Origin of the sequence: Halalkalibacterium halodurans (assembly GCF_005671335.1) — a bacterium.
Classification (GTDB): domain Bacteria; phylum Bacillota; class Bacilli; order Bacillales; family Bacillaceae_D; genus Halalkalibacterium; species Halalkalibacterium halodurans.
The window spans coordinates 4,256,569-4,281,527 of record NZ_CP040441.1 but is presented as its reverse complement, the minus strand read 5'-3'; the positions used below and the strand labels follow the sequence as shown (position 1 = coordinate 4,281,527).

The window sequence follows — 24,959 nt, the reverse complement described above, 5'->3', positions numbered from 1 at the left end:
TTATGTAATATAAAGCTTATTCTGCAACGAGTGTACTCACGATATGAACCGAACAAATTTAGGACAATATCTTACAAATGTTCGGATTTGATTGACGTTTGTTGCCTAAATTGATATACTGTTTGAGGATTTTTGATTAATGACTCGGATTGTACGCCCGAGACGGAGGTGGACGAGAATGTCATCAGTTGTTGTTGTCGGTACCCAATGGGGAGATGAAGGAAAAGGAAAAATTACAGACTATCTCTCTGAGAAAGCGGAAGTAGTAGCTCGTTACCAAGGTGGGAACAACGCAGGACATACGATTGTGTTCAATGGTGAGAAATACAAACTGCACCTCATTCCATCTGGTATTTTTTACAGCGATAAAGTTTGTGTTATTGGAAACGGGATGGTGATTGACCCTAAGGCCCTCGTGGAGGAGCTTGCTTACTTGCATGAGCGGAATGTGGATACGAGCAATTTGCGCATTAGCAACCGCGCTCACGTCATTTTGCCTTATCATTTGAAGCTTGACATCGTAGAAGAAGAGCGGAAGGGTGCCAATAAAATTGGGACGACGAAAAAAGGGATCGGTCCTGCTTATATGGACAAGGCGGCCCGGATCGGGATTCGAATCGCCGATTTGTTAGATAAAGAAGTATTTGAGGAAAAGCTTGAGCGTAACTTAGTTGAGAAAAACCGTCTATTTGAGAAATACTATGAAGTAGGTGGTTTCAACAAGGAAGACATCTTAGATGAATATTATGAGTATGGTCAGCAAATCGCTCGTTACGTGTGCGATACGTCCGTCGTGTTAAATGATGCTCTCGACGAAGGCCGCCGCGTGTTATTTGAAGGAGCACAAGGCGTCATGCTTGATATTGACCAAGGAACGTATCCATTCGTTACGTCTTCTAACCCGATTGCCGGTGGGGTTACGATTGGATCAGGTGTTGGCCCATCGAAAATCCATCACGTTGTCGGTGTATCGAAAGCCTATACAACACGTGTTGGAGATGGTCCGTTCCCGACAGAGCTTCATGATGAGATCGGTGATCAAATTCGTGAGGTCGGAAATGAATATGGTACGACGACTGGCCGCCCGCGCCGTGTGGGCTGGTTTGACAGTGTGGTCGTTCGCCATGCCCGCCGTGTCAGTGGGATTACGGATCTATCCCTCAACTCAATCGATGTGCTTACAGGCATCAAGACACTCAAAATTTGTACAGCCTACAAATATCGCGGGGAAGTGGTTGAAGAATTCCCGGCTAGCTTGAAGGTGCTCGCTGAATGTGAACCAGTCTATGAAGAGCTACCAGGCTGGGATGAAGACATTACAGGGGTCACCTCTCTCGATGAATTACCTGTAAATGCTCGTCATTACATTGAGCGTGTCTCTCAATTAACTGGCATTCCGTTAACGATTTTTTCGGTAGGTCCTGATCGGAAGCAAACGAATCTCGTTCGTGGCGTATTTGCGTAAGTCTTTTAAAATGAATTCGTGTGGAGAACGGAGAACCCCTTGCGTTCTCCGCCAATTTTCGATATCCTAGATAGGACAAAACGGCAAGAAGAAAAAAACATTTGCTAAAAATATAAAAAAGTTCTTGCGTGATTTTGAATCCTATGTTAATATGATTATTGTCGCTGAAAGACAAGCAAGCGATGAAAACAAACAAAGAGAGCCATTAGCTCAGTTGGTAGAGCATCTGACTTTTAATCAGAGGGTCGAAGGTTCGAGTCCTTCATGGCTCACCATCTTAAGGTGGCCCGTTGGTCAAGTGGTTAAGACACCGCCCTTTCACGGCGGTAACACGGGTTCGAATCCCGTACGGGTCACCAAATTTCATAAGGTCCGGTAGTTCAGTTGGTTAGAATGCCTGCCTGTCACGCAGGAGGTCGCGGGTTCGAGTCCCGTCCGGACCGCCACTTTCATAAGGCTCGGTAGCTCAGTCGGTAGAGCAATGGACTGAAAATCCATGTGTCGGCGGTTCGATTCCGTCCCGAGCCACCATCTTTTAACCGTTTCATCTTACCCATCTAGGTAGGGAGCGGTGTTTCGTTGAATCTTCTTGTATGAACAGAGGAAGAGACAACGAACTTGAATCAGCATCATTTATACTACGCCGGTCTAGCTCAATTGGTAGAGCAAGGAGCGGAACATCGTCGAGTAGGCTACGACTTGTCTCGACGCATTTACATCGTTGTCAAAGCGAGAAGAGGAAGAGACAACGAACCTGAATCAGCATCATTTATACTACGCCGGTCTAGCTCAATTGGTAGAGCAACTGACTTGTAATCAGTAGGTTGGGGGTTCAAGTCCTCTGGCCGGCATCCTGGAAACGCGTGCGATCAGCACGCGTTTTTGCACGTTTAGGGAAAATAAAGGCTCTACAATAAATGTTGGGGTTTTTGCACAAAAGAGGGCAAAAAAAATGCACGCAGGCTCCTTTATCCATTATCCTTGAATTGTCGAGAAACAAAGAAAGGATAGGAGCTGCGTGTACGATGAATTTTACCATGGATTTGCCCGGATTAAAAGGTGTGAAGGTCACAAAGATGGAGGAACGAGAGGGCTTTATCGCGCTCCATGTAGAAATGCCGCGAACGCCTCATCGTTGCCCATCCTGCGGGGAGAGAACCGAGAGAATCCATGATTACCGCATCCAAAAAGTTCAACATCTCAAGCTCTTTGAACGGTGGGTGTATCTATTCTATCGAAAGCGCCGGTACGCGTGCAGATGCGGGAAGCGGTTTGCGGAGAAAGCCTGTTTTGTAGAGCGATATCAGCGTCAGACAGTGGAATGGAATCAAGCGTTTCGCTTACGGCTCATTCAAGGGAAGAACTTTACGGACACAGCGAATCAATTCCAAACGTCCGTGACAACTGCCATGCGCCGGTTTGATCAATTGGCGGCCCCCCTCGTGAAGAAGGTGGATCACCTTCCTCCTCGGATTGCGATTGATGATTACAAAGGGGATACGAAAGCGGGGAAATATCAAGTGATCATTGCGGATGCAGATACACGGAAGCCACTGGATATCTTACCGGATCGTAAAGCCGATACGCTTAAACGATATCTTCAAGAGAAGGGTCAACAGACCGAGATCTTGAATAGCTTCGCGTTTGGCTTAAACAATGGTTTTATTGAAGGACTGAATAATCAAACGAAGGTGATTAAGAGAAATGCCTTTGGTTTTCGGCGTTATGATCGCTTGCGAAGCCGTATTCTCATGCATCATCCATTCAAACATCAAACATTCGGGGTAGGATAAGAGGGGCTCGCCCTCCTATGCCACCCCAACATTTGACTAAGAACCCTCCATCATGATGAATTGGCTCTTCTCATTGGACGTACCGTGCGTTTTCCATTATTCTTAAGATAGATTTAACTTCGACAGACACCGCTCCTTTACTCAGAAAAGGGGCTTTTTACACGTGGGGGATCAACAACATTATCTACAACGACCCTCGCTTTACCAAAGGGGTTCGGCTGACCGATCTCGAATGACAGTTTAGAGGTTAGACAAAAAGTGGCAGGGGTTCTTGCCACGATTTAAGGGAGCATATGTTACAATACTAAAATAGAGAGCTTGTGGAAACGGAGCGGATGAACAATGGAAAATAAAAAAATTCTAGTTGTTGACGACGAAAAGCCAATTGCAGATATACTGAAATTCAATTTAGAAAAAGAAGGGTTTACCGTCATATGTGCCTATGATGGAGCTGAAGCTGTGGAACAGGTGAATCAGGAAAAGCCTGATTTAATTTTGCTAGATATCATGCTACCGAATAAAGACGGTATGGAAGTGTGCCGAGAGGTTCGTAAGCAATTTGAGATGCCGATCATCATGCTGACCGCAAAAGACTCGGAAATCGATAAAGTGTTAGGCCTTGAATTAGGGGCCGATGACTACGTGACAAAGCCATTTAGCACCCGAGAGCTATTAGCGAGAGTGAAGGCGAATTTGCGTCGTCACCAAACATCTGGCGACGATCAACTCTCGTATAAGGAAATCTCAGTCGGAGATTTATCGATCCACCCAGAGGCCTATCTCGTGAAAAAACGCGGAGAATCCATCGAACTCACTCATCGGGAATTTGAGCTTATACATTACTTAGCCAAGCATCTAGGCCAAGTGATGACCCGTGAGCACCTGCTGCAGGCCGTATGGGGCTATGATTACTTCGGAGATGTGCGCACAGTCGATGTCACTGTTCGTCGCCTCAGAGAGAAAGTAGAGGACAATCCTAGCTATCCAACGTGGATTATTACACGCCGTGGAGTCGGGTACTATTTGCGTCACCCTGAGCAGGAGAATGCTTAATGGAGCGAAAGGTCGGCTTTTTTAAATCGATTCAATTTAAGCTCATCATCATCTACGTGCTGCTCATTTTAATTGCCATGCAAATTATGGGCGTGTATTTTACGCGTCAGCTAGAGGATCAGCTCGTAGAAAACCATTTTAACATGCTTGATGAGCGAGCGGACCTTTTAGCCTATAGCTTAGTCGAACCGTTAACAGCGCAATGGGAGGACCGTGCAGAATTGACAGCGGAAGTGAACAGCTTGCTGCGGGATCTCTTTTCCATTGAAAACTCAGAGGTGCAGGTGATCGACGCCAATCGTGTCGTCATCGGTACGTCCAATTTATCAAATCAAAACATTATCGGGCAGCTGAGCTCTGAAATCCCGGTACGACGGGCGTTAATCGGCAATCGTGACGGCCCTGGCTCGATCTACCGCGATCCGCAAACCGGAAATCGCATTCGCGTCTTGGCTGTACCGATTCGTGATGAAGAAGCGATTGTCGGTGCCCTTTACATCGAAGCTTCTATTGAGGACATTTATGACCAGATGCAGGATATTAATAGTATTTTAGCGAGTGGGACGCTCATTGCCGCCAGCATTACCGCCCTATTAATGATCCTCCTTTCACGGACGATTACTGGTCCGATTTTAGACATGCGTAAGCAGGCGCTGCGCATGGGGTATGGGGACTTCTCTCGAAAGGTAAACGTCCACAGCACCGATGAAATCGGTCAGCTCGCTATGTCGTTTAACGACTTGACGATGAAGCTGAAGGACGCCCTTTCTACAAGGGACCAGGAACAGAAGAAGCTCCGATCTGTCCTGACACATATGACGGATGGAGTGATTGCGTCCGATAAGTATGGGAAAATGATCTTAATGAACAAGCGGGCCGAGGAAATGCTCGGCGTGAGCTATGAAGAGGTACAGGGAACCCTTTTGCCTGAACTGTTAAACATTAGTGAAACGTTTGCAGTCGATGAATTATATGATTACAACGATAGCGTCCTGCTTGATTTTAGCACCGAGGAAGATTATTTAATCCAAGCGAGCTTCTCCGTTATTCAAGAGGATGAAGGACCTGTAAATGGCTTAATTACGGTGCTTCATGATGTAACAGAACGGGAAAAAATCGAGCAAGAGCGACGAGAGTTTGTCGCCAATGTGTCTCATGAGCTGCGAACACCGCTGACGACGATGAAAAGCTATTTAGAAGCGTTAGATGATGGCGCGATGAACGATCCAAACCTAGCGCCCCGCTTCCTACATGTAACGCAAAATGAGACAGAGCGCATGATTCGTCTCGTCAATGATTTATTGCAGCTTTCAAAAATTGATACCCATGATTACAAGCTGAACCTCTCATGGGTGGACCTTGGACCGTATTTGCATGACATGATTGATCGTCATGAAATCATCGCCAAGGAGAAAGACATTCATTTCATTCGCAAAATTACGAAGCACGCCACCTTTGTGGAAATCGATCAGGACAAGCTCACACAAGTCATCGACAACATTTTGTCGAACGCGATGAAATATTCCCCAGAAGGAGGCGACGTGACGATCACCTTGCTGCATCAAGGCCACAATGTACGCGTCAGCATTTCCGATCAAGGAATGGGGATTCCGAAAGAAAGCCAAACGAAAATCTTTGACCGGTTTTATCGCGTAGACAAGGCGCGGGCCCGGAGCGTAGGTGGCACAGGGCTAGGGCTTGCGATTGCAAAAGAGCTTGTTCATGCCCATGGAGGGGAAATTTGGGTTGAGAGCAAGTACAAGGTTGGAACGACGATCTACTTTACGTTGCCTTATTCCACGTTCAAGGGGGAAGAAGCGTGAACTATGAAAACATCAAAACCGTCCTCCTCACTGGACTTGTGATCATGAGCTGGGTCCTCACATGGCAACTGTGGACGTTTCAACTGGACTACGCGGTCTTAGATAATGAAAACAACTATGAGGAATTGATCCGTCTTGAAGAAGAGCGCTCCATGAATGAAGTGATCGTTCCCGAATCGATGATCGTCCATGGGGGAGATGAAGAGTATTACATCGTTCGTCCGGACCTTGAGCAACATAAAGACTTTTTAGCAACAATGAGCGAGACGACCTTCATCGACGATGACATGAGAGTACAACACCCGTTTGCCAGTGCTCCGACAGGCATTCAACTCATTTACCCTACCTCGATTCCGAGCGAATTGTTTGTCCATTTGTTTGATGTGGAGGACGAGGATTTTCTACTGCCACTCACGTCGATCAATCGCATCTACTTTTACGTGGAGCCTGATGAAGGGGTCGTGGCTCAGCTTCTTTCTCTTTTTGATGAACAAGTGGTGACGATCAAAACGGATATGAGCCCTTCGGATCTTGAAGCGCTCATGGAAGATACGGATGACTATATGGCGGCCACTTCTATCGTCATGGGAATGCACCAGCAAAGTCAATACGTCCCAGTGGATCACACTCATTTGCCGACACTCTCGTATACGGCGACGATGCTGTCATCGATGCAGTTTTCGCAAGCGTTGTTTACCGATCCGAGTGCGGTTAGCATGTATCATCAATCAAACGGGAAGGACGATTCTTACACGGATGGGAACCGCATCATTTCCGAACAAGGCGGCGGCAACTTTATGGAATACACGAACCCCGTCTTCTCGGAAACGACAGAACGAAGCGGTAGGCACATCATTCAGGCGAGCTTTGATTTTATTAACAGTCACGGGGGATGGACCGATCAGTACATCCTTGACGACTGGCAATCGTTCGGAACGCGGGATCTCGTATCGTATCGTTTGTGGGTGAACGGCTTTCCGGTGATGAGCTTTCAAGGCGAAGATTTAATGAAGCTAGATTTAGTCCGACGGGGCTCAGGGAATCAACCGACTGAATATCGCCGGCCTTTATTTGACATTGACAATCAGCCGATTGATGGAGGGAAAAAGGAGCTTCCTTCTGGCGAAGAAGTGCTAGACGCCTTAAAAGAGCGAGAAGATTTCAATCCTAGATCCCTTGAGAAAATGGTAATCGGCTACGAGATGGTGAAACCGTCCTATGTGATTGCCGAGCCTTTCTGGTTTGTAAAATACGACGGGCGTTGGGAAAAGATTGATTTGACAGCAAAGGAGGAAGTGACTGATGGATTGGAGTAGAACGAAGTCCATATTTATCATCATCTTCCTGTTGATTAACCTTTTCCTCACTTGGCAGCTACTCGATAAAAAAAGCGCCAATCAAATTGCGATTTTAAACGAGTCTAGCATTCAAGAAATTTTAAATGATAACAACATTTCCATTCATGTGGAACTACCAGAGATCAAGCCATCCGGCCTACATCTTGTCGGAAAAAAGAAGGAATGGACCCAAGCCATGGTCGATGTCGTGCCTCTTCCAGCGGACAACCTTTCGTTCCCTGAACCGACTCGGCTTGTCGCTACACTGGATGAGCCCTACCCGATCTCAGACCAAAACATGGGACAGCAGCTACGAAGCTTCGTCAATACGTATGTTCTGAACGGATCGGCCTATCAGTTCGGAGCCTTTGACCAAGACAATAGAAGACTGCCGCTGTACCAACAATATGAAGGGTTTACAACGTACACCTATGAAGACGACCAGCTCGTATTAAATTTTAATGAGAAGCAAGAAATAATCGGATACGAGCAATCGATCCTTGAATTTGAGGAACACGGGCGGGAACATGACCTCATGTCAAGCCTGCGGGCGATCGAAGGCCTTTATACCGATCAGCTTTTGCGCATGAACCAAGCCGTAACAGCGATCGAATTTGGCTACCATAGCCTCGTGCACCAAGAAGGTGCTATTCAAGTGTTTGCCCCCATGTGGCAAATTACCGTCGTCGATGAGCAAGAAGGCGAACAGAACACGTACTTAATCAACGCCATTGGCGGTGAGATTATTCAGTAAGAGGGAGAGAAACGATGTCGTTGCGATTTAGTGTTTTAGCGAGCGGGAGTACGGGAAATGCTCTTTACGTGGAGACAGATAAGCAAAAGCTGCTCGTTGACGCTGGGCTGAGCGGCAAAAAAATGGACGAGCTGTTCCAAAAAATTGACTGCGATCCGAGTCAACTCAACGGAATTCTCGTCACCCATGAACATAGCGACCACATAAAAGGGGTCGGCATCATCGCGCGGAAATACAACCTTCCCATTTATGCAAACGCCAAAACGTGGCAGGCGATGGAAAAGGCTCTCGGAACGCTCACAACCGACCAGCGGTTTCATTTTGAAATCGGTGAGGTGAAGACGTTTGCCGACTTAGAAGTGGAATCGTTCGGCGTGTCCCACGATGCCGCTGAGCCGATGTTTTACGTCTTTCACCACGATGGGAAAAAGCTTGTCCTTGCGACTGATATGGGCTATGTAAGTGAACGGATTAAAAAGACGATCGAAAACGCTGATACACTCATTTTTGAAGCTAATCATGATTTAAACATGCTCCGAATGGGGCGGTATCCGTGGAACGTCAAACGGCGGATTTTGAGTGATGTAGGCCACGTCTCCAATGAAGATGCGGCGTACGCGCTAGCCGAGGTAATTGGCGACCGTACCGAGCGAATCTATCTCGCTCACCTAAGCCTGGACAATAATATGAAAGAGTTGGCTCGGCTCACGGTCGAGCAGGTGTTACAAGAACAAGGATTGGCGGTTGGCGAGCGGTTCCGTCTCTACGATACCGATCCCTATAAGCCGACGCCCCTCGCAGTCGTGTAAAAGTCTCCTTTTTTCGGAGGCTTTTTTCTTTTGGATGACTCTCTCTTTCATCATGTCATTTAAAACGTGCGTCAATTTCCCACGGTTAAAGGTGCAACTTCCATGATTAAGCGTCAATGTTGTTGGCAATTCTATTAGAAGTATAAAAAATTGTGCAAATAGGCCTAGTCGGCTAGCGTAATGAAAAAAGCCTTATATAATAAGGATAAATGGACTATTTCCATTCATAATAAAGGTGGGTGATATCATATGGGGTACTATGATGAACACGTATCTAATCGAAATGAAAAGCAAAAAGGCGCAAGACGAGGAATTGGCATTTCTGCATTTATCGGTGCTATTTTAGGCGCACTTCTCGTTCTTTTTTCGGTACCGGCTCTCTCAGGTCTTGGCTGGCTACCTTATGAAATAGACTCAGGAGCACCCACAGAAGAAACAGGTCAGCTGACGGAAGCACCTAACGACATCGAAACGGTCAATTATGCCGTAAATTCAGATGTCTCTCAAGCGGTAGAGAAAGTATCTGACGCCGTCGTCGGGATCGTCAGCATGACGAATGGCAGCATGTTCTCCTCCTCAGAGGAAGAGGAAGGGACAGGATCTGGAGTCATTTACAAAAAGGAAGGCGATCGGGCGTTTATCGTCACGAATGAGCACGTTATTTCCGGTGCTAATCAAGTCGAGGTCGTGTTAACCGACGGCTCCCGCCTCCCAGCTGAAGTGCTAGGATCAGACGTTTTCACGGATTTGGCGGTCCTCGAAATTGACGGGTCTGACGTAGAAACCGTTGCTGAATTCGGGAACTCCGACCTTCTCAGCCCAGGTGAACCAGCAATCGCGATCGGAAATCCGCTGGGGTTACGCTTCTCAAGCTCTGTCACTCTCGGAATCATCAGTGCGACCGAGCGAAGCATTCCAATCGACTTAACAGGCAACGGACAAATCGACTGGCAAGCCGAGGTGCTGCAAACGGATGCAGCGATCAACCCTGGGAACAGCGGCGGCGCACTCGTGAACATCCAAGGTCAAGTGATTGGGATTAACTCAATGAAAATTGCGCAAAGCGCTGTTGAAGGCATTGGCTTTGCCATTCCGTCAAACCTCGCGATTCCAGTCATCGAAGATTTGGAGTTTTACGGTGAGGTGCAGCGTCCACAGATGGGTGTCGCCTTCCGTTCACTAAGTGAGATTCCGAGCTTCCATTGGGAAGAGACGCTTAAACTTCCTGAAGATGTGAAGGGCGGCGTCGTGATCACCGATGTTGTACCGATGTCACCTGCCGAAACAGCCGGATTGCGTCAGTACGATGTCATCGTCGAGCTCAATGGCGAAGACATTAACGACGGCCACGAATTACGGAAATTTTTATATACCGAATTGAACATTGGGGACGAAGTGGAAGTCACCTACTACCGCGAAGGGAAAAAGGAAACGACCACATTAACCCTAGTCGAACAACAAAGTTCATAAATCGCTAAAGCCCCCTTCAGAAGCCAAATAGGAGCTTCGAAGGGGGCTGTTACAATTACTTGATTGTATCTAAACACTTTTCAATACAACGGATCATTGTCAGGTTTCTCGATCTCTTCAATCACTTCTCCATCTTCTGTTACCATATAAACCGACGCATTAAATATCTCTTCAGATTCTTCTTCACTTGCTATATAGAACCAATAGCGTCCATAGCTATCTTCATTATCGATAATCGTGGCTGTATGTATGTCACCGCCTGCCATTTCAATTTTGATTTCATGAAAATCTTTAGCATAGGACGCTAGGCCAACCATAACAGTGTGTTCATTAAAAACTAAGGACCGTCTCTCTTCTCTACCACCTATTGAAAGGCTGCTCTCAAAGCTCCAGCCAAACAAGCTCCTCTTTAATTCAGCAACTGCTAGTTTTCCTCCCATCTCCCACATACCACCCCACTCATAAAAGACGAGAACCTTGTTCTGATCCATCTTTTCAATATGAATGAGTGTCACAGAGTCTGTGTGTACGCTATTCACTTCCTCTTCTATTTTCTGTGCTTCATCCTTTGCTATGCTTGTCAACACATAACCACCGACTAATAGCAAGACGATCAAACCTAAAATAACCCTCCATATCCTTGACATAGATCCACCACCACCCATGACTAATGATCCTCTTCTTCAAGTCCTAGCTCCACTAAGACTGGGCCTAAACTATAGAGGCTTCTATAAGTAATATAATCCTCCAAGCTTCCAGTAGATATCCTCTGCCCCTCTGGCAAAGCATCTGTATCTTCAATCATTTCCTCTTGTATTTCATGAAAAGCGATCTCCCGGAAAATTCGTCTTACTTCTAACCAATCTCCTCGCTCTACCACTTCGTCAGGATAACCTCCCTCTGGATAAAGTTGTGTAACTGCCTTCCATCGTTCCATCATCCGCTCTGTATCCTGGCTTGGAAAAAATTCAACATCATTCGGGTCTTTACCTGTATATTTAACATCAAGCCAGAACATTTTTGCAGTTTCCTCAATCCTGTACCAAGCTAGCTCCAACTCTTGATCAGCATTTTTCTTTTCGTTATGCAAATATACCCCTAGAATGATTCCTGCGATGACCAGGATGATGACGATTAATCGCTTTTTATTTGATCTTTTCATCGTTCTCCACCTGCCTGACTAATTTCCATTCGCAATCTCTTCCACTGTTTGATTGTCTCTTTTTGAACCCCCACGGATGTAGCTATGTAGATCATCATGTATCTTTCTAAACTCTCCGCCTTGATTTCTAAAAAACTCGCTAACCTCGTACCAGTCCTGTGATACTATCGCTTCCTCAGGATAAGGAATACTCGGATTAATGCTGTACACTTCTTTCCACCGATTCACAAGGTTATAAGTATCTACGGTAGGGAACACTTCGGCTTCGAAATGATTAATATTGTACCGTTTTGGTCGTTCTACAATCAGAAATTCTGCATTTAATTGACCTAAAACACTCTCTACTTGTGCCTCACCTAGTCTTCTTTCCAGATCTTCTTTACCGTCGTTGTATTTTCTCCCTAGATTAACTAAGCCAACTACTTGTCCGAGAGCACTTCCACTCTTTATTGGGGATTGAACGTTAACTACTTCATTCTTTATAAAATTATACGTATAATCATTATATTCTTTTTGCAATTTACCTTCTTCGATACTTTTTAATACTGAAAGTATATCTCGTCCTGCAAAATACGTTACCTTTGAAACGTCAGCCCACCCGTCTAATTGATGAGTCTCCTGTGCCAAAAACTCCTTTCGTGTTTGGGAGCTATACTCATTCACTATAGGTGTCATTTGAATAGCGGTTTGAAGTGCATGAGTTTGGAAATCGCCATTATATGGGGTGTATTTATAAGAAACCCATTCGACTCGTGCCCAGACGTTCGTTGTACCATGTAGACGTTTACTTTCGGTATAAGCGATCTTATAATTATCAAGCAATGCTGAATATGCCCTTAATTTATGGATTGGAATCATTTCTTTATAGGAAAGTTCGTTCTCCAATTGACGATTTCCGTTGAATAAATAAGCCTGTATAAGGGCGATTTCATCATCAAGGGTAGATTCAGATGTAAGTACGGTATGATTGAGGCGATAAACTAATTCATCGATCCGATCTTCACTGATCATCTCGGCAATGCTTTCAATTTCTTTCCGCTTTTCAGCACCGAGGAAAATGTGCTGTAAGAAGAAATAGAGAAGTTCCCTTTCTGTATACGTTAAAGCCTCTCCGGCAGCAAATTTTTGTACAATCGGTTTGATAAGGGCTCCATCTTGAAGAATGTCTCGAAGCGCATGAGCATCCAAAGTCTCCAAATCAATTTCCGATGCTTTTGTATGCAGGGTCATATCTTGAAAGTATGATCTCACATCCTGAATATTAACACCGTTTAGAAGAGGGCCTCCGTTAGTAGTCCACTCGATTACTTGCTTTAATATGGCTTTTAGTTCGTTCATTTCTCTTTGAAGCTCTCGCATCAAGGTCATGCCTTCATGATCGAGTTCGTACAACCCTTCGACAACATCCTTCGCATGTTTTCTCGCCTCATCGACTTGGTCTTGAACGTGGCTAATGTCTAACTTCCCAAGATCAATGATATGGCTGACAGATGCTGCGATAGAATCAATCTCTGATTTATTTTGTTCCATGAAGTTCTCAAAACGATCATATCCTCGTGGAACTAGTCTATCATAATAGTCCTCAGAAACCATTCCATTTTCTGATGGTTCAAACGCCAAGATCAATGACTGTAGCTTCTCACCCTTATCCATCATACTGCTTATAAGTGCACGTCCAGCACGGATGGCAGGCAATTGCAGCTCTTGATAATTGCGCAGTAGAGCTTCGCCACCTTTCCCTTTAAGGGAGCCTTCTAATTCAAGCACACGAGAAATGGCCGCTTCCATAAGATCGAAGTGGTCCATATAAGATTTTAATGCTGTGTTCGTGCCGTCGATGATCTGCAGGCATTGTGCTACGTCAAGATGTTTCGTCAAGTTCCTTACCCTCCTTAATTACTGCCTATTTTAGTGGCCAAGGCTTGGTCCACTTTGTCATACGTTTGGATTTGGCTTTGCAATTGTTCCTGCATGCCTGCTGCTGCATGCATATAAGCGTTGAGACAATCATCTAGCTCGTTTTTTATATCACCAAACGTAGCCATCATGTCTAGGTCTTCAGTCTCTTTAGTCGGTTGAGTGTTAAAACTTCCTGCAACTTCACCAACCACTTGAAGCAGGGCAGAGACTTCTGCTACATTAACCTTAATTTCCATCAGACCATCCCCCTTTGATCATGTAATCGCTGTTTTGCTTTTAGAGTTGTGATGCGATCTCTTCTTGATGTGACCATGGTACGTGTACGGTCAATCTCTCTACTGAGGCGATTTCTCTCTTGATCAATGGCATCAATCATTTCTTCGATTTGCTCTGAGGCTTTCGCATATGCGTGATCAATCGAATCACGAGCATCGTCATGTTCGGTCGCAATGGTGCCTCGTGCTAATTCATGACCCAGCTCTGGCTCATGAACCCACTTAGCATCGGATGCTAAGTCCTCTTTTTTATTCAGCAATTTGGACCGAGCATGGGCAAGCTCTTCTCGATTGTTTGATGCATTGCGTATCACGCTATTCAACTGATTGATTTCGTTATTAAGTGAGCTAATTTTGGATGAATAGTCCATGACTCATTCTCCTATTCTAATGAACTACTATTTCTTTCATGATTTTACATAGAATATTGTACCATTTTGGATTCTATTTACCAGTGGTAAATTATATTTCTCCCATATTTAAATTCTTTGGTCGGTTGATCTTCCTTTCATAACTATTTTTATGGACATGTGAGTATTCAGTAGATTTCACTAGTATAACCAAAGTGTTTACAGTGTTTTTTACAGATTGTTCTAATTTTGAGTATTGATGAAAAAGATAGATAACTTTATGATTAAGATAGGAAAATTTCTTGAAATTTGTAGAATAAAGGGAGGGATAATGATGGTGGGTAAATTAGCCAGTACGGAAGTGGCCAATCGACTAAATGAATGGTACGACACGATTAAACGTCATGAGATTGAAGAAGCCACTAGGCTCAAAAGTGAAGTTCAACAAGCCATTGAAGAAATGGAAGAGGACCAGAACGTTTTGCTGTATTACAATTTGATTGATTCTAGGTACAAGCAATTAATTGAGCAATTTGATGAGTCAAAAAACATACTAGAAAGTGTCAAAGAACAGACCGAGCATACTGAAACGGATCAATTGCTTAAATACTACTATTACTTTTTTTGCGGACTTTATGAGTTCTATAAAAGGAACTACATAAAATCCATTCACTCCTACCGCCAAGCAGAAAAATTCCTCGATGATATCCCTGACGAAATTGAACATGCCGAATTTCATTTACAGCTAGCTTATGCCTACTATGGGATCACGCAAAACTACTTCTCGTTAAGTCATGCAGAAAAAGCCCTAGACATTTATAAACAACACGATAATTACGTTAGTCGACAATTATCTGCTAAAATATCGATAGCCGCAAATAGGTTTAGCTTAAATCAACATGAGTGTACCATTCTTTTATATAAGGAAGTAGTTAATACAGCATCCAAGAATAACAATACTTTCTTGGAGATCATAGGTCATTTTAATTTAGGTGTCTGTTATGAATATTTGGATGAATTGGAATTAGCTAAAAATTCTTTTGAAACGGCGCTTGATATCGATTATCCAAAAGACATTAAAAAGGACACCTATCTTGCTATTAAGTATATGTTGGCGAGAGTATTGTTCAGAATGGATTTGATAGAAGAAGGTAGGGAGTGGCTCAATCAGTCAAAAAAATTGGCTGAGGAAATAAATGAACAGACGTATCAGACAAAGATATCCATCCTTCAAACGATTTACTTAGAGCCAAATGAAGCCTCTCTTGATAATGAATTGGGGAAATTAAAAAAGAAGAAATTATGGCATGATGTTTCAGACTTAAGTGCGATTGCTGGGCGTCATTTCAAAAAGAAGGAAATGTTTAAGATGGCGACGAAATATTTAATTGAGGCATTAAAAGCAAAAGAAAACTTGCCGTCATTACAAGAGGAGGCTGAGAGAATATGAAAAAGACAATTTTAACGTTACTTGTAGCAGGCTTTGTGTTCGGCTGTGCAAGTCCAGATCAAGTCAATATCAACAGCAGTTCATCAGAAAGCGGTTTTACCACTCAGGAATTGCATCGAGGTGGAAACTGATAAAATATCGTGCAATGCCCCTGTAAAAAGGCACAGGAGGAGGCAGAGAGAACATGAAGAATGTTTTCCTATCACTCATTGCAGCAGGTTTACTCTTTGGCTTTGTGAGTCCTCAGGAGCTAAGTCAAAACAGCAGTTCAGGAGACGGATTTACGATCCAGCAGAAACAGAGTACCGGAGCCTGATTTACCAGGCAGAAGCCCCGTAGAAGAGTCCACGGGGCTTTCAAAAATGTATAAAAAGAAACACAGTACAATAGCAACCCCTTGAAAAATCAAATCCTTCTTATTTAACTAGGCGTTCTCCTCGTTTTTTAACAGGACCTCTAGTATTTACGTAAATTGATGAAGTGCCATGTTGCTCAACATTACTCAACATTAAATCCTTCAGGTGATTATATTGGTTATCGCTATTAGTTCAAGCCTTTTCCTCGTCTCTTTAATACTCAGCTTTATTGTTTATCGCTTCAAAAAAAAGAAAAACACTTTTTGGTCATTGTTAGTCTTAGCGTTTCTAAACGTTATCTTAGGTTTCGCCTTCATGAGCTATTTCAACTACATTATTGGTTTGGTCGTATTAATCTTTCCAATCATGATCATCATGAACGATTACTTTAAGTATAAGAAAAGCCAATAGTGAAAGGTTACCTTAGTAGGTGAGCAAAGTACTTTGCCCTTAGATTGGTGCTAGACTCCAACAGGGCTCTTTGTGTGTCGCCTTGTGTGTCCTCTCCCAAACTAGCAATAGAGCCGTCGCAACCCGTTCGAATTTTGGCGAATTTTGCCGAAAAATAGGCTCTATCCAAAATAGTCAGAATGAATTATAATTTTCTCATTAATAGTAAAAAATTTCATAATGGAGGAACCTAGAATGCGACAATTATTAGCCTTATGTTTTGCACTCGTATTGGCGTTCGCTTCTCCGTTCACGGCGTCTGCAGCTGTGAACCAAGCGGAGCTGGACAACTACTTAACTGACATTGAGTGGTCACAGGAAGAGCTTGAATGGTACTTAGAAGAAATGGGATTAGTTATTTCTGATTTTGATTCAGTGGACGAGCTTCGTGACTTCTTAGGGCCTGTTCTAACGGAAGAAAACTTACAAGACTTACTCGACGAGTATGGTTTAACGAGAGCAGAGCTTGAAGAACTGCTTGCCGAATATGGGGAAACGCTGGATGATTATAAGTTTTACGATGACTTAGACTTTGCGATCGGGTTCTATCTGAACGGAGAAGATTGGGACGACCTTTACTCCGACTTTTTCGAGATGATCGGCCTTACACCAGAGGAGTTGGATCGTCTTATTGAGCACTTCAAAACGTTAGACTATGAAGATCCAGCGTTTGAAGCACGTCTCCTTAACTTATCGGATCGCTTGATGGCATTCGAAGAGTTTGACGAAGCGTCTGAGTTAACGGAAAGACAAATTGCGGAGCTTCTCGACATTTTTTCAGAAATGCTTGACCTATTTGAGCTTGACGTGAAAATGTACCTCGTGAAAGGCGACGAGAAAATCGCTCTCTCTTTGCGTGAGCTTGTATCAATGACGACAACAAACGGCTATGACTTACTAATCGAATTGTACAATCTTGAGGGAGAGTTCCTTGCTGATATTCTTCTTCGCGCTGAAGATTTCGGATGGGATTTAATCCAAGAGACAGGGAAAGACTTGAAGAAAGTCAATGAAACCGTGCAAAAGCAAGACGGTGAAGTGACGAAAACAGTCAAAGGGGCGAAGCTGCCAAAGACGGCCTCTAACTACTTAGAGCACACATTGTATGGACTCCTTCTTGCATTAGGTGGAGTGTTCGTCTATCGCAGATTCTCCGTTAAGCAAAACGGATGATGAGAAAAGGGATACTCGGCCTGGCTGTCGTTGCGATCATTTTTGGTATCTGGTTCAGCACGACGAACCTCAGCAAGTTTTTAACCGGATACGCCATCTTCAAGGTGGGTCAAATGACGAAAGAGGAACCGCAGCCTGTGCCGCCAGCCGAAGACGAACCGACAGAACCTGTTGATTCACCGTACCCCCTCAAACCTGAAAAAGGGGACTTGATGGGGGAGCTATACATTCCGAAGCTGGAAGCCACCCTTCCGATTTATCACGGAACCGATGAGGATGAACTGGAGCGCGGCGTGGGGCATTTCGCGAACAGCGTCCTGCCAGGGGAAGAGGACAACTCGGTGCTATCTGGGCACCGCGACACCGTCTTCCGCGAGCTTGGCGAGGTCGGCGTCGGTGACCTGCTCATCGTCGAAACTGCGACCGGCACCCATACGTACCGCGTGCGCAAGGTGCGGATCGTGGACGAGGATGACCGAACCGTCATCGTACCAAAGCCGCGGGCCACGCTCACCGTGTCAACCTGCTATCCGTTCGACTTTATCGGCTCTGCACCAGAGCGTTACATTTTAGAAGCAACGCTCATTAAAGAGAAAGACGAAAGTGAAAACGAAAACAGCTAAAAACTCCCGCGTCTGATCATTCAGGCGCAGGAGTTTTTTAAAGCGATCTAGAGTGGAAACAGAAAGAGAATTTACTCGCTGATGTTGGTCTAACTGTTTTCAATCAACCGATTCAAGACCATTTATATCACAAAGGTGAACCAGCATATTGCACCCTATCATTAAAAGTCTATATTTCTTGAACTATATCGATTCCCCACCTTTACGTCGTAATGGACAAAAAGCATTGAATCGAGGCGAAAGATTTCATCAATTATGCACAGAAATATCCTATGCTAATTTTGGGAAGCTACGTTTTAAAACGGAACAAGACCAATAAATATGGGGAGAGTGCAGTCGTCTGATCGCTAATTATATTATTTATTACAATGTCAGCATTTTGTCTAATATGCTGACATAAAAACAATGTAATTGAAAACAATGTAATTGGAATTATGTCGCTGCCACCTCGTGTACCTACTAGAGATCCTTTTTGGAGAAATTTTTATTTGGCTTTGGTTGCTTTTGTGGGTATAACAATGTATTTGGCAAGAGAAAAATGCATAAAACGGCAAGCCTTTTTGCAGCCACTTAATAACACTTATTCCTTACATATTGTTCAAAAGGAATGACTCTTTCATTCGGTTACTATCTCCTCCGAAAATCACTAAATGAGAGTGGTGAATCAGGCGATCTACCACGGCTTCCGTTAAAATAGGGTCGCCAAATACATGATTCCATTGCCCAAACTGCAGATTTGTAGTGATGATAATACTCCGCTTTTCATAACACAAGGAGATGACCTGGAAGAGTAGCTCGGCCCCATGTTTGTGAAGCGGTATATATCCCAGCTCATCCAGAATTAAAAGATCAAGCTTCTCGATTTTCTTAAACAGCTTATTGAGATTTCCTTTGTCATTCGCCTCTAATAACTCATTGGCTAGAGAAGCAATGGTATAAAAAAAAACTTCACTCGTTTCCCATATTTTTGTATCGCATTCATGCCAATGAGGGTGGAAAGGTAGGTTTTTCCTGCACCAACGCCGCCATAAAACACCATGTTTTCTTTTGATTCAATAAATTCACCGTCCAGGAGAGATTGTTGACTTAACCCCTGCCCCAGCTGAATATCCTTCCAGTCAAAAGGTTTGCCGGATACGTTCGGCAGGGTTGCCGCCTTGAACAAAAGATTAATTTTTCGTTCTTCACGCTGTTCTATTTCTTTTTCAAAGAGCTTCAGTAAATATTCTTCTGTGTTCGCCGCTTCTACCTCTCGGTAGTTCTCTCGAATCCAGCTTAGCTTTAAGCGCTTGGCATATTCTTGGATCTGTTCCTGCATTAGGCCTTCCTCCTTTCCTGCTGGAAGAAGACATCGTATTGATTCATACCTCGTTCAGCTATTGGCATTACTGGAACTGTACTTTTTAGCCTTACTGTCTCTCTGGAGCCTCTGCCATGAATGAGCTGATGAAAGACTTGCTTTATTGTTTCTGTGGATGGATGACATCGCTCGGATGCAATTTCCAGGGCCTCTGTAGCTGTCTCCAGACTATGGTCTTTAAGAAGGTCTGAGAGTAACTGAAGCGCCTTTTTCTTTTCTTCCAGAGTACATTCCTCCAGATAAGTTTGCCATTTAAAGGGCAGTTGATCATAGAAAGTTGTATATTTTAGCGCCGTCGGCCTTTTAGCCATTAGGTACAGATAAGGCTGCCATTTCATCGACTTTGATTCTTCTCCATACAGTCGTTCATGGCTCACAATCACTTCATAGTTGTCCGAAAGGATATCTATCCTGTTATAAGTGATGCCAGCCAATACCTTTTGATTGGCAAAGCGCGGGGAAGTAGAATACCTTTTCGTATCTACTAAGATATAGCCGTACTTGTCTGCTTTGAGAGTTTCATAGCGTACACAAGAGTATTCTTCCGGCGGTAAATACATTAACGCTTCTTTGTCCTCTTCAAACAGCCTGGCAATTTCTTGTTTCTTTTCATAATGAGGACGGTTTCGATCCTTTTCTGCCTCCTCCCATAACCGATCATTCAAATTATCCAGCTGATATACCGTTCGTTCCGGAAGGAAGAAATTATTCCTCGCATATTTAACCATCGCTTCTACATGTCCTTTTTCATTGCCGGCACCCGGATTACAAAATTCATACTCAAACCCGTAGTGCAAAGCGAAGCGCTTGAAACCCTCAGTAAGCTCGCGTTTTCCTTGTGGTAAAACCTTTTTTACTGCGGGGGATAAATTATCAAAACGAATCCTTTTTGGCACTCCTTGCAGATGATGGAAGAACCGTTTTAAGCCCTCCAGGAAACATTCCTGATTTTCAGCTTCAAACACCTGAACTAAGAATGCGTTACTGTATGGAAAAGAAAGCACCAAATACGGCAGGTCTATAACCTTTCCCTTTACTTTAAAAGGGGCTTCCCCAAAATCTACTTGAGCGTCTCCTGGCTTGGATTCCAACGGAAGAGCAGCGTCATCGCTTTCTTCCAATAACTCCTTTTTCCGTTTGGAGACATACCCGCGTACAGTTCGCTCTGAACCTTTGAAACTTACTTCATCTTTAAGTAATTGCCAAATACGTTTGGCAGTCCTTCGATACTTCTTTTTCTTCTTCATATCCTCTCTCAACCATTGATCAACTATGTCTTTGACTGGATCCATTACTGGAGCCGGCTGAGCTTTCTTCTTCTTCTTTTCCGGTTGGAAATTGTCCATATCGGCATACTTTTTGACTGTGCGGAAATCCGTGTTTGTTCTTCTCGCAACATCTGAGTACGAATACCCTTTTGAGTTAACTTCATTTCTGATATACTTAATTTCGTCCACTTGTAACATCTCCTAAAACTACCTCCTGCCAGATTATTGGGTCCAACAGGAAGTGTATTGAATTTTTGGGGTGTTAGCAAGTGGCTTTTTTTATGCAGGCCCCCCGCGGGGGGCCTGCATAAAAGGAATGCCATAACCTACATTTTTATTCTGCCATAAACAGTATAACAACTGCTCAAGCTATAGTTACAAATGCAGTTAATAATGGGGTACAAAGTGCTTGTAATAGATACAAAAATACACGGGGAGTTACAAGAGTTTGTACTACATTTGGCTATAAACCAAAATAAGTATGTTTGCATAGTTGACCTTAATGAATAATTATTGAAAAAAGGGAGTTTTATAAATTAGGGATTTTATATTTTTTTATGGTGGTTTATTGTTGTTAAGTGTCTTTTGTATATGAATAGGTTACACTTAGTTGGACAGTTTCGTTAAGGTCATATACACTTGATTCAAATAAACTCTGAGGAGAATCAAACATGACCAAGCGTCCGAGAAGAAGCTATACAAAAGAATTTAAGGATCAAATCGTTCAACTTCATGTTTCTGGCAAGCCCCGTGCAGAAATTATCAAAGAATACGAGCTGACGCCTTCTGCCTTTGATAAGTGGGTTCGGCAGCACCAGAACAGTGGATCCTTTGAAGAAAAAGACAACCGTACACCCGAACAGGAAGAGTTGATTCGGCTGCGGAAAGAGAATCAAAAGCTTGCCATGGAGAATGATATTTTAAAGCAAGCCGCGCTGATCATGGGACGAAAGTAGATGTGATTCGGAACAACCGCCACAAATACTCGGTATTAGCAATGTGCGATGTCCTGCAAATGGCCCGAAGTACGTACTATTATGAAGCAAAAATTCGAGACGACCAGGATGAAGAGTTGTCGGAACTGATCGTTGATATTTTTAAGAACAGCCGTGATAACTACGGCCAAAGAAAGATTAAAATTGAGCTAAGAAAGAAAGGCTGGACTGTATCAAGACGCCGTATTGGGCGGATTATGAAGGAGCAGGGCCTGGTTTCCAAATATACAGTAGCTCAGTTTAAACCAGCAAAAACAAGCTGTAATGAATCAGAAATTGGGAATACACTAAACCGGGAGTTTAATCAGGAGCAAGAACTGAAAGTCGTTGTCAGTGATCTAACCTACGTACGTGTTCAACAGAAATGGCATTATATTTGTGTATTAGTAGATTTATATAATCGTGAAATTATTGGCTACAGCGCAGGTCCTCATAAAAGTGCTGAGTTAGTTCAACGTGCCTTTGCATCGGTTAAATACAATCTTCAGCGCCTCGAATTATTCCACACGGACAGAGGAAGTGAGTTTAAGAACAAACTTATCGATCAGGCATTAGAAACCTTTGGCATTGAGCGTTCATTGAGTGAGAAAGGAACGCCCTATGATAACGCCGTCGCAGAAGCCACATTTAAGACGATCAAAACAGAGTTCGTTCGTGGTGCGGTTTTTTCTAGCCAACAGGAACTTGACCTTGAACTTTTTGACTACGTTCACTGGTTCAATACTATTCGAATTCATGGATCATTAGATTACTTAACACCGACTGAATACAAGTTAATGAACCTTTAAATAATTGTCCGATTTAGTGTTGACATTCCAATATGGAGTATTTATTTTGTATATAAGATTGTGATAAGGAAATTTTTTTAAGAAAAAAACCTCTCTTTATTGAACTAACCTTGAAAAATGAGACAGAAAAAACGCCTAGGCTGCCATTACCTTGTATTCTACTGAGGAATGGCAGTTTAGCTTTTTAAATGGTTGTATAAAGTAATAATAATACATGTACATTTTACTTTTTCTTGTGCAATGGAATTTGTAAGGTGCACTCGTTGTTGAGTGCTGAATTTTCCGACTTTAGTGAGGAGTGGAAGGATTCGATTACGGCATTATCAAAGCAATTTCCTTTGCGGGACATGCTTGTGAAAATGCTTTTTTCTTTTGCTCTTTCTTGAAGAAGTATACTGAGCCCCTGGTCACTGTGCAGTATATTACTTCATAAGTCTCTCTGCCCGTACACTTTCATTCTCTCTGCGTTATGAACCAATTAATTAATCTTAATTACTCAAACTTCGCACCTAAATAATTAGGTACAGCCATTGGTTTTGTTTGGTTCTTTTATCTTTAAATACGATCCTTGACACGATGCTTAATCAATACAAAAAACACCTCATTCTTGGTATAGTGAGATTGTCTAGAAATCACTACCACACAGAAGAGGTGTCTCCTATATGATAGAGCAAAATAACCAAAACAATCAACTATCAAAAGAATTAAAATCCGTATTTAGCGAATTAGAAATTTTTAAGCATCTTAGAAAAGCTAGAATAACAAAGAAGTTTGGCTTCACAGCTTCCTATTTGTTTCAACTAATTTTCTGCTTAATCTTTCATCATAAGAGTTGGTATACCCTATTAAAATCAAAGAAGGGTGACAGTTATCCAGCTAAGGACGCCGTTTATCGCTTTATGAATCATTCTAAGTTTGCTTGGCGCCGTTTTCTAACGTTTTTAAGTGCTCATGCGGTTCAAAAAGTCGATGGGCTTACAGATGAAAAACGTCCAAAAGCATTAATTATCGACGATTCTATGTTTGATCGCAACCGTAGTAAAAAGGTTGAGCTTCTTGCTCGTTGTATGGACCATTCTTCATTGAAGAAGCGTTTCTATAAAGGGTTTCGTATGCTTACGCTTGGTTGGTCTGATGGGTTTACCTTTATGCCCTTAGACTTTACTTTGTTAAGCTCAAAAAACGCCCAAATTAACGGAATATCCGAGAACATTGATAAACGCAGTTCTGGATATAAACGGCGAATAGAAGCATTAGAATCAGCTCCTTCCATCATTCCAAGCATGGTTAAGAGAGCACTGGATGCAGGTATTTCAGCAAACTATGTGTTAATGGATACATGGTTTACTCAGCAGCCCCTCATCAAATCCATCGTTGACATCGGTCTTGATGTCATTGGAATGGTCAAGGCAACCAATCAACGCTATTTGGTGAACAATCAAAAGCTATCTTTGAAAGAATTGTACAGGGTTGCCACACCTGTCTCAAAACAGAAAGGCATTTTGCGATCCATTCATACAACGATGGCAAATGGCATTCCAGTGAAAGTAGTATTTGTACAAAATCGTAATAAAAAGAGCGAATGGCTGGCCATTCTCAGCACCGATTGTACGCTGTCTGAACAAGAAATCGTACGTATTTATGGAATGCGTTGGGATATCGAGGTCTTCTTTAAGACGACTAAATCGCTATTAAAGCTTCAAAAAGAATTTCAAGGAATGTCCTATGATCTACTTGTCAGTCATACAACGATGGTGTTTTCACGGTATATTGTCTTGTCCTGGCAAAATCGTTGTAACACAGATCAACGTACAATAGGTGGACTCTTCTATGAACTTTGCGATGAAGTAAACGATCTTGATTGGGCTGTCGCATTACAGCAATTAATCGAGCTTCTTGAAGATACCCTAACAAAGTCAAATAAAATGATTCAAAAATTAATCAAAAGTCAACTTCAGCAATGGATTGATGGTCTGCCTAACCATATCAAGGCTTATTTATCGATCTCAGTCTGCGAAGTTTGAGTTAGTAATCATTATTTTATTGCTTGTGACATTCTTATTAATAAAAAAGTCCATTTTATATCGTAAATGGGTAAAAGTTTTAGTCGGATTCTATTATGTTCTTATGACTATTATATTTATCAATGGTTATCATCGCACCCATGAGAAATACAATATGTATGATGGACCTGTCTTTCAAGAGGGATGGAAATATACGCGAACTGGACATTCAGGTTTAGCTTTGCTTACATCATTCCAATGGGAATCCTTATCCTCTATGCA

21 protein-coding genes, 5 tRNA genes and 2 pseudogenes are annotated in these 24,959 nt (G+C 43.1%); 21 read left to right on the top strand and 7 right to left on the bottom strand.

Going from position 1 to position 24,959, the window contains the following annotated elements; translation table 11 throughout:
* Positions 1-178 precede the first annotated feature (178 nt).
* From FED51_RS20805 to FED51_RS20745, 13 genes are all read left to right on the top strand, one after another.
* On the top strand, positions 179-1,465 hold the full coding sequence (locus tag FED51_RS20805) for an adenylosuccinate synthase (RefSeq protein WP_010900152.1): 1,287 nt from the start codon (positions 179-181) through the stop codon (positions 1,463-1,465).
* Between the two features lie 199 nt (positions 1,466-1,664).
* Positions 1,665-1,740, top strand: a tRNA-Lys gene (locus FED51_RS20800).
* 9 nt (positions 1,741-1,749) lie between these two features.
* Positions 1,750-1,824: transfer RNA gene (locus FED51_RS20795), tRNA-Glu, on the top strand.
* Between the two features lie 10 nt (positions 1,825-1,834).
* Positions 1,835-1,911 (top strand) — tRNA-Asp (locus tag FED51_RS20790).
* A 9-nt stretch (positions 1,912-1,920) separates the two neighbouring features.
* Positions 1,921-1,996: transfer RNA gene (locus FED51_RS20785), tRNA-Phe, on the top strand.
* Positions 1,997-2,243: 247 nt separating this feature from the next.
* Positions 2,244-2,316 (top strand) — tRNA-Thr (locus tag FED51_RS20780).
* Between the two features lie 174 nt (positions 2,317-2,490).
* Entirely contained in the window at positions 2,491-3,258 is a 768-nt protein-coding gene (locus tag FED51_RS20775) for a transposase (protein ID WP_138091066.1), read from the top strand.
* A 342-nt stretch (positions 3,259-3,600) separates the two neighbouring features.
* Positions 3,601-4,311 (top strand): response regulator YycF, encoded by a 711-nt coding sequence (yycF, locus tag FED51_RS20770; protein WP_010900151.1) that lies wholly within the window; start codon positions 3,601-3,603, stop codon positions 4,309-4,311.
* Positions 4,311-6,134 (top strand): cell wall metabolism sensor histidine kinase WalK, encoded by a 1,824-nt coding sequence (gene walK / locus FED51_RS20765; RefSeq protein ID WP_010900150.1) that lies wholly within the window; start codon positions 4,311-4,313, stop codon positions 6,132-6,134. Before yycF ends, walK begins: the two co-directional genes overlap by 1 nt.
* Positions 6,131-7,450, top strand: coding sequence for a YycH family regulatory protein (locus FED51_RS20760; protein ID WP_053432372.1), 1,320 nt, complete (start codon positions 6,131-6,133; stop codon positions 7,448-7,450). The genes walK and FED51_RS20760 overlap by 4 nt, the downstream gene beginning before the upstream one ends.
* Positions 7,437-8,225 carry a two-component system regulatory protein YycI gene (locus tag FED51_RS20755; protein WP_053432373.1) on the top strand — a complete coding sequence of 263 codons (789 nt, stop codon included), beginning with the start codon at positions 7,437-7,439 and terminating at the stop codon, positions 8,223-8,225. The genes FED51_RS20760 and FED51_RS20755 overlap by 14 nt, the downstream gene beginning before the upstream one ends.
* A 14-nt stretch (positions 8,226-8,239) precedes the next feature.
* A complete protein-coding gene (locus FED51_RS20750) occupies positions 8,240-9,034 on the top strand; it encodes an MBL fold metallo-hydrolase (protein ID WP_053432374.1) in 795 nt (264 codons plus the stop codon).
* Positions 9,035-9,283: 249 nt separating this feature from the next.
* A complete protein-coding gene (locus FED51_RS20745) occupies positions 9,284-10,504 on the top strand; it encodes a S1C family serine protease (RefSeq protein ID WP_053432375.1) in 1,221 nt (406 codons plus the stop codon).
* 80 nt (positions 10,505-10,584) lie between these two features.
* On the opposite strand, the gene FED51_RS20740 is transcribed toward FED51_RS20745, so the two are convergent.
* Genes FED51_RS20740 through FED51_RS20720 form a run of 5 tightly spaced genes read right to left on the bottom strand, consistent with a single transcriptional unit; the run spans position 10,585 to position 14,232 of the window.
* On the bottom strand, positions 10,585-11,151 hold the full coding sequence (locus tag FED51_RS20740) for a hypothetical protein (protein WP_083445670.1): 567 nt from the start codon (positions 11,149-11,151) through the stop codon (positions 10,585-10,587).
* Positions 11,152-11,171: 20 nt separating this feature from the next.
* Entirely contained in the window at positions 11,172-11,666 is a 495-nt protein-coding gene (locus FED51_RS20735; RefSeq protein WP_053432377.1) for a hypothetical protein, read from the bottom strand.
* Between the two features lie 18 nt (positions 11,667-11,684).
* A complete protein-coding gene (locus tag FED51_RS20730) occupies positions 11,685-13,544 on the bottom strand; it encodes a ribonuclease YeeF family protein (RefSeq protein ID WP_053432378.1) in 1,860 nt (619 codons plus the stop codon).
* A gap of 14 nt (positions 13,545-13,558) precedes the next feature.
* The gene (locus FED51_RS20725) at positions 13,559-13,822 is read right to left on the bottom strand and encodes a DUF5344 family protein (RefSeq protein WP_053432379.1); all 264 of its coding nucleotides are present in this window, start codon (positions 13,820-13,822) and stop codon (positions 13,559-13,561) included.
* Positions 13,822-14,232, bottom strand: coding sequence for a YwqH-like family protein (locus tag FED51_RS20720; RefSeq protein ID WP_053432380.1), 411 nt, complete (start codon positions 14,230-14,232; stop codon positions 13,822-13,824). Before FED51_RS20720 ends, FED51_RS20725 begins: the two co-directional genes overlap by 1 nt.
* A 313-nt stretch (positions 14,233-14,545) precedes the next feature.
* On the opposite strand from FED51_RS20720, the gene FED51_RS20715 reads away from it, so the two are divergent.
* The 6 genes and pseudogenes from FED51_RS20715 to FED51_RS20700 all read left to right on the top strand — a co-directional run.
* Positions 14,546-15,661: a response regulator aspartate phosphatase gene (locus tag FED51_RS20715; protein WP_041821037.1), complete on the top strand. Its 1,116-nt coding sequence runs from the start codon at positions 14,546-14,548 to the stop codon at positions 15,659-15,661.
* Positions 15,658-15,792: a putative periplasmic lipoprotein gene (locus FED51_RS21660; protein ID WP_010900137.1), complete on the top strand. Its 135-nt coding sequence runs from the start codon at positions 15,658-15,660 to the stop codon at positions 15,790-15,792. The genes FED51_RS20715 and FED51_RS21660 overlap by 4 nt, the downstream gene beginning before the upstream one ends.
* 53 nt (positions 15,793-15,845) lie before the next feature.
* Complete coding sequence (locus FED51_RS21655; protein ID WP_010900136.1) at positions 15,846-15,977, top strand: hypothetical protein; 132 nt, start codon at positions 15,846-15,848, stop codon at positions 15,975-15,977.
* A 685-nt stretch (positions 15,978-16,662) separates the two neighbouring features.
* The gene (locus tag FED51_RS20710; protein WP_053432381.1) at positions 16,663-17,640 is read left to right on the top strand and encodes a processed acidic surface protein; all 978 of its coding nucleotides are present in this window, start codon (positions 16,663-16,665) and stop codon (positions 17,638-17,640) included.
* A complete protein-coding gene (locus FED51_RS20705; RefSeq protein ID WP_010900134.1) occupies positions 17,640-18,263 on the top strand; it encodes a class D sortase in 624 nt (207 codons plus the stop codon). The genes FED51_RS20710 and FED51_RS20705 overlap by 1 nt, the downstream gene beginning before the upstream one ends.
* A 157-nt stretch (positions 18,264-18,420) precedes the next feature.
* Positions 18,421-18,660, top strand: a pseudogene (locus FED51_RS20700) (Tn3 family transposase); the annotation flags it as partial.
* Between the two features lie 190 nt (positions 18,661-18,850).
* Here FED51_RS20700 and istB read toward each other — a convergent pair.
* Positions 18,851-19,581 (bottom strand): annotated as a pseudogene (gene istB / locus FED51_RS20695) (IS21-like element helper ATPase IstB).
* Entirely contained in the window at positions 19,581-21,089 is a 1,509-nt protein-coding gene (gene istA / locus FED51_RS20690) for an IS21 family transposase (protein WP_134230280.1), read from the bottom strand. The pseudogene istB and the gene istA overlap by 1 nt, the downstream one beginning before the upstream one ends.
* Positions 21,090-21,562: 473 nt before the next feature.
* Here istA and FED51_RS20685 point away from each other — a divergent pair.
* Positions 21,563-22,674 (top strand): IS3-like element IS655 family transposase gene (locus tag FED51_RS20685; RefSeq protein ID WP_138091063.1). Its coding sequence is split into 2 segments (ribosomal slippage): positions 21,563-21,812 and positions 21,812-22,674, totalling 1,113 coding nucleotides; the frame shifts between segments, so codons are not numbered across the junction.
* Positions 22,675-23,336: 662 nt separating this feature from the next.
* On the top strand, positions 23,337-24,698 hold the full coding sequence (locus tag FED51_RS20680; protein ID WP_053432296.1) for an IS4 family transposase: 1,362 nt from the start codon (positions 23,337-23,339) through the stop codon (positions 24,696-24,698).
* The last annotated feature ends 261 nt before the right edge of the window (positions 24,699-24,959 follow it).